This window comes from Duganella sp. Root336D2 (assembly GCF_001425005.1).
Taxonomy (GTDB): domain Bacteria; phylum Pseudomonadota; class Gammaproteobacteria; order Burkholderiales; family Burkholderiaceae_D; genus Rugamonas.
Genome location: NZ_LMDB01000023.1, coordinates 1 through 5,555 on the forward strand (window position 1 = coordinate 1; position 5,555 = coordinate 5,555).

Consider the following 5,555-nt stretch of genomic DNA (forward strand, 5'->3'; position numbering starts at 1 on the left):
GTGGGCGACGTGGCGAAAGTCATCGACCCCGARGGCCGCCAGACCGTCAACACGCATGACGCCCGCCGCCGCCTGACTTCGGTCACCAACGCCCTGGGCCAGACCACGACGTACGAATACGAYGGCGCGGGCAACCGCACGCGCGTCGTGCACCCGCTGGGCAATGCCGCRACGTCGACKTACGACGCCGCCAACCGCCTGAAAACGGTCAGCGACGCCGCCGGCACGCACACCTACGGCTACGACAAGGCCGACAACCACGTCTCGTACCTCGACGCGCTGAACAACGAAACGCGCTACGACTACGACGTGCTGAACCGCCGCASCGGCGTGCGCTACCCGGATGGCGCCAGCGAGAGCTTCGTCTACGACGCTGCCGGCAATATGGGCAGCCACGCCGACGGCAACGGCACGGTCATCACGCGCACCTTCGACGCCATCAATCGCGAAACGACCAAGCACTACTCGGCCAGCGAAGACGGCTTTACCGACATCGCCACCGGCTACGACGCCAACAACAACGTGGTGACGGTGGAGCAGAAGGGCGGCAGCACGCGCGCTTCGAGCTACACCTTCGACCGTTTCGACCGCCAGATCACGCACACCGACGCCTTCGGCGCCAAGGTATCGAGCACCTACGAYGCCAACGGCAACAAGCTGTCCACCCTGACCCAGGATGGRCAGGTRACCCGYTACGGCTACGAYGTGCTGAAYCGCCTGACCTCGGTGGTSGGCAARTCGGGCGTGACCAGCTACAGCTACGACCGCTCCAGCCTGGAAACGCGCATCGACTACAACAAYGGCGTGGCCAGCGTMTTCAACTACGACAAGGCCGGCCGCGTCAGCAGCGTGCTGCACCAGAAAGGCGGCAGCAACCTGTCGCGTACCGATTACGAGTACGACAGCAACGGCAACCGCAAGAAGGAGACCATCAACCGCGTCGCCGGCGCCCAGGTCACCNTACGACAAGGCCGGCCGCGTCAGCAGCGTGCTGCACCAGAAAGGCGGCAGCAACCTGTCGCGTACCGATTACGAGTACGACAGCAACGGCAACCGCAAGAAGGAGACCATCAACCGCGTCGCCGGCGCCCAGGTCACGAGCTACGACTACGACGGCGCCGACCGCCTGACCCGTACCGTGACCACCAGCGCTGCCAAGTCGGTTGCCACCGACTTCGGCCTGGACGCCATGGCCAACCGCCTGACGGAAACCGTGACCACCACGGCAAACGGCAGCGCGCCAACGGTGAGCAAGCGCACCTCGACCTACGGCTCCCGCAACGAGCTCAAGACCATCGACGACGGCAGCGGCGTGATCACCACGCTGAACTACGACGGCGAAGGCAACCTGACSGAGAAGAAGCAGGGCAGCGATAGCACCATCTACCGCTACAACGGCAACGACAASCTGATCTCGGTAGCGCGCAACGGCACCACGCTGGGCCGCTACAGCAACGACCACCTYGGCCTGCGCATCGAGAAGGAAGCCAAGGACCCGCTGCAACCAGGCGCACCACCGGTCAAGCTGCGCACCCTGTGGGACGGCCGCAATGCCTTCCAGGACCGYGACAGCGGCGGCGAAGTCATCGCCCGCTACGACAACGACGGCCGCCACCCKGTCGGCATGTGGCACCGCGACGACGGCAGCCAGGCGCTGCATCGCGACGCGCTGGGCTCGATTGTTGCCACCACCGACGGCAGCGGCAAGCTGAAGAGCGAAATCGTTTACGACGCCTTCGGCAACATCACCGAAGCGACCGGCCAGAGCGCCAACAAGTTTGGCTACACCGGCCACCAGATGGATGCGGAGACGGGGCTGGTGTACTTCCAGGCGCGTTATTATGACCCGCAGCTGGGGCGATTCATCACGCAAGACCCTTATGAAGGTGATTGGAACACTCCGCTGTCGCTGCATCACTACTTATATGCGTACGCCAACCCAGGGCGCTTTGTCGATCTTAACGGATACGACGCCGTGGATACGTTAAACGGTATTGCCAATTCGGTCGTGAACTTCTTCTTGGGTGGCGATGCCGATATGGTTTCGGACTATACGCAACTGCAAGCCTGGCAAGCGGCAAATCCGAATCGGACCTGGAACTCGGGAACGGCCGAAAGGGTATATCAGGTTGATCTCCGCAATTGGAGCTTTAAGAAAGAAATTGTTACCGGGAAGACGACGACTGAGAAGCTGAAAAATACTCTTACCCTTGGGATACCTGCACTCGGAGAGAATATTGGTAACTTCGCTGGGGCGGCAGGCGTTGCATTGGATAACGATGCGAATCCGGCCATCCTCCGTCAGGCTCATTACGATTTGGGCAGCAACGGCGTGGGCGTCGGTATTGCTGTCGCACAGGTAGGATTGTCAAAACGATCTGCCGCAGCTGGCGGCCAAACACGAGTACCGTCGGCTAATGCTCCGGTCGCCAAAGCACCAGGTAGTGCAGGAGTGGCATCAGCCGCAGAAGGTACCGTGGTTACCGTGGCAGAGGCACGAAGCGGCGGGGGAGTGCGCGCCGCAAGAAAGCCGAACGAAAAAGCTGGCACTGAGCAACAATCCGCAGAGGTAAGGCGCGTCAATTGCGATACATGTTTCGTTGCAGGGACCTTGGTTGCTGTAGACGGCGGGTTTAAGGCGATTGAAGACGTACGCATCGGCGATCTAGTTCTTTCCAAGAGTGAGGAAACTGGTGAAATCACATACAAGCCAGTGACCGATCTGATCTTGACCCGAAATAAGGGGGTATTTGATCTAACTATCCGCACACCAGAAGGTGGCGTAGAAGTACTGTCCGTAACAGACAACCATCCATTCTGGGTACTGAACAAGGGTAGCTTCATTAGCGGTTTGGAAGAGGCAGGATGGGTGGAGAGCGGCAATCTGAAGCCTGGTATGCGGGTTCAGACGGGTGCTGGAGACGGGCTGCTGGTGGAGTCGCTTGTTAGCACAGGGCAGTCGCCAGACACGTATAATTTGACGGTCTCAGAGTTCCACTCTTATTTTGTAGGGAAAAATCGGATCTGGGTACACAATGTCAAGTGTGGAGAGCTTGGCGAATCAGCTACTTATAGGGATGCAAAAGGCAGACTGAGGGATGCACGAACAAAGCAATATGCCCCGGATCCCGAATCCGCTGCCTCTCGCGGGGAGTTGACGCCGGTCCAGCAACTTCGTAGACAGCAACAACCTGAATTCGATGGGCGGCGAGCAGCGACGCTGGAGCGAGACAAGCTTTGTGTCTACTGCCAGAAAAAGAAGGCGACTGAACAGGATCACTTCAATTCAGTTCAGGAAGTATATGGACGCGTTGCGGCGGGGGAGATGACTATGGAAGAAGCCGCTAGATTCTTGGCATCGCCGGAAAACTTGGTGGGGGCATGTGGCGGTCTGGCCGGGTGCAATCCATCGAAAGGAGGTAAGCGAGCTACCTTATTGGAGACAGACAAGATGCATTGGCGGGCGGTTGACCCAACTCCAGAGATGAAGGCTCGTATTGAAGCATTGGATAGTGAAAGAATTCGGAAATAATAAATGACACCAAATGAAAAACAAACGCTGGCTTTTGTAATAAATGAGCTTAAGCCAGTTCAAAAGATCAACTCTTTGGAATTTGACTTGGACGAGCGTGCCGGCGGATACCTCGTTGCGCACTGTCAAATGGAGTTCGATACAGGTGATCCGGTCTATGCAGTGTTCACACTGGGACGGTTTTCTAATCACATCTTTTTGACGATCACGAATGGTGATCCAGTTCGCCTAGCCAATGTACTAGCTGGAGTGGAAAGATACGATTCGTCGAATAAGCAGTTGGGATTCGGCCATACGATGCGTATGGAAAATAAGTACTTGGACGAGAACAACAAATCGGCGCTACTATTCCTTCGGCCCAGACTGCTTCCTTTTCTTGATAATTTTCAGGATTGCTCGGACGTCGGTGGTCGGCATCTTGAATTCTTCTTGGTCGTTTTTCTTAATGAAGATGAGTACACACACAAATTGTCTAATGGCTTAGATGCGCTGTATGACAAATTTCAAGCTGAAAAGAAGAACCTTTTTGCCATTGGCTAATAACCTTGCCAGCCTCGAGTGCCCCGTTCAGTTGCCTGCCCCGTTCAGTGTTCAGTTGAAATTGGGGTAGGGGGCTGCGGCACGCTTTTTTCAAACCMAAAGCGGGCCGTCGGACACAACTCGTTGACCGTCGAGCCGCTTTAATCAGCAAACTGTCTGCCCGCCCGAGTCAATGTGCCTGCAATTTCAGCAATTCCAGGCCAGCAGGCGAGCACGAGCCTGAACACCTGTCGTTCRCCATGTTCAATAGRCCGCCACTTGGTTGCTGGCTAATGCAGCGGCACGAATCCTTTCAGAAGCCCGTTCCAGCCCTGGTATGGAACGAACGCTTTCGGMGGGTTCAGATAAGGAYTGATGCCGCGCCAGGCCTCCATCGGTGTCCAGCCAAACAGATGCTGATGCGGCCGAATCTCGTTGTACCACTTCCTGAACGTGGCAAGCAGCGAGTCCAGGTCCTGCGGGCGGTCAGGCACCAGCAAATTCAGCTTCTGCTTCAAGGTCAGGAACAAGCGCTCAATGCGCCCGTTTTGCCAGGGCTTGCCACGCTCGATAAAGCGATGCTTGATGCCGAGCGCACGTAGTCCTTGCGCGAATTCCTTGCTGTGGAAGACTGGAGCGTTGTCGGTGCAAATCCGCTTGGGTTTACCGTAAATGACAACGGCTGCGCGCAGCTTGTTCAGCAGCACCTTTGATGTCTGGCCCTCTGTGCGGGAAAGATGAATGCAAAGGCGTGTGCCGCAGTCGATGATGCCAAAGATGAAGTGCGCTCCCTACCGCGTCATGCTTTCCAGTGGCATCCACGCCCCATTCTTTGTTGGCTGGAATATGCTTCGGCAGCCGATGCTTGGTGCGCTGCTGGACAGCGCGCATGTCCGAGGCGTAGCGCCGCAGCCAGTCGCAAATGGTGCCCAAGCTGATCGACTGGCCAAGGGCTGCGCCTTGTCGATCAAACTGGGCCTTGATCTGACGGATGCTCAGGCCGTGCCGATGCAACGCCAGCACCAGTTCGACCGCCTAGTCAGGCTTGCGGTTGCGCCGCGTTGGGCGTGGTGGTGCCGGGCGAACTCGCAAGTTTGGTGGCTGCGCTGCTCTTCGGCCGAAGTCGGCTAGCAAAGCATGCTTGCGCAGTACTTGCCGCAGATGCTTGCGCCACCAGTCCATGAAGTAGATGTAGTACTGAAGCAGAAAATTCATTCGCTGTAGTTGTTTGTACCGATATTTGCCGTGCGATCCGGCATTCAAAAGCAGGCATCATGAATGCAGCTTTTCACCTTTAACTGCGGGCGCCTTCTTCACGCGGCAGCATCAATCGATTAGAATTCTGGCAGCCTGTCCGTGCAAATGTTTTGCCGACGCAAAACGGCAATCGATCTTTAAAAATCCGTTCCATTTGCAGCCTGTGAAATGATGAATTCGCAGGCTGCCGGAGGCCATGGGCCTCTATTGAATACAACTACGACAAGAACGGCAACCGCGTCAGCGC

The 5,555-nt window shown here is 57.0% G+C and carries 5 protein-coding genes; 4 read left to right on the top strand and 1 reads right to left on the bottom strand.

What is annotated here, in order from left to right:
- The 3 genes from ASD07_RS18135 to ASD07_RS18145 all read left to right on the top strand — a co-directional run.
- Window positions 1-960 (top strand): hypothetical protein (locus ASD07_RS18135; RefSeq protein ID WP_229207194.1); only part of this gene is annotated, 960 nt, incomplete at both ends.
- A 664-nt stretch (window positions 961-1,624) separates the two neighbouring features.
- The gene (locus ASD07_RS32325; protein ID WP_229207195.1) at window positions 1,625-3,532 is read left to right on the top strand and encodes a polymorphic toxin-type HINT domain-containing protein; all 1,908 of its coding nucleotides are present in this window, start codon (window positions 1,625-1,627) and stop codon (window positions 3,530-3,532) included.
- A 3-nt stretch (window positions 3,533-3,535) separates the two neighbouring features.
- Window positions 3,536-4,072 (top strand): suppressor of fused domain protein, encoded by a 537-nt coding sequence (locus tag ASD07_RS18145; RefSeq protein ID WP_055933586.1) that lies wholly within the window; start codon window positions 3,536-3,538, stop codon window positions 4,070-4,072.
- A gap of 269 nt (window positions 4,073-4,341) precedes the next feature.
- Here the strand turns inward: ASD07_RS18145 and ASD07_RS18150 are convergent, their stop codons facing one another.
- Window positions 4,342-4,830, bottom strand: coding sequence for an integrase core domain-containing protein (locus ASD07_RS18150; RefSeq protein ID WP_307144693.1), 489 nt, complete (start codon window positions 4,828-4,830; stop codon window positions 4,342-4,344).
- Between ASD07_RS18150 and ASD07_RS18155 the strand changes: the two genes are divergently transcribed.
- Window positions 4,793-5,182, top strand: coding sequence for a hypothetical protein (locus ASD07_RS18155; protein ID WP_055933592.1), 390 nt, complete (start codon window positions 4,793-4,795; stop codon window positions 5,180-5,182). The genes ASD07_RS18150 and ASD07_RS18155 overlap by 38 nt on opposite strands.
- Window positions 5,183-5,555: the final 373 nt, after the last annotated feature.

What these genes read in the sequence shown, in the direction of transcription:
- ASD07_RS18155 (WP_055933592.1), top strand. Translation starts at nt 4,793, where the DNA reads ATGCAAAGGCGTGTGCCGCAGTCGATGATGCCAAAGATGAAGTGCGCT.
- ASD07_RS18145 (WP_055933586.1), top strand. Translation starts at nt 3,536, where the DNA reads ATGACACCAAATGAAAAACAAACGCTGGCTTTTGTAATAAATGAGCTT.
- ASD07_RS32325 (WP_229207195.1), top strand. Translation starts at nt 1,625, where the DNA reads ATGTGGCACCGCGACGACGGCAGCCAGGCGCTGCATCGCGACGCGCTG.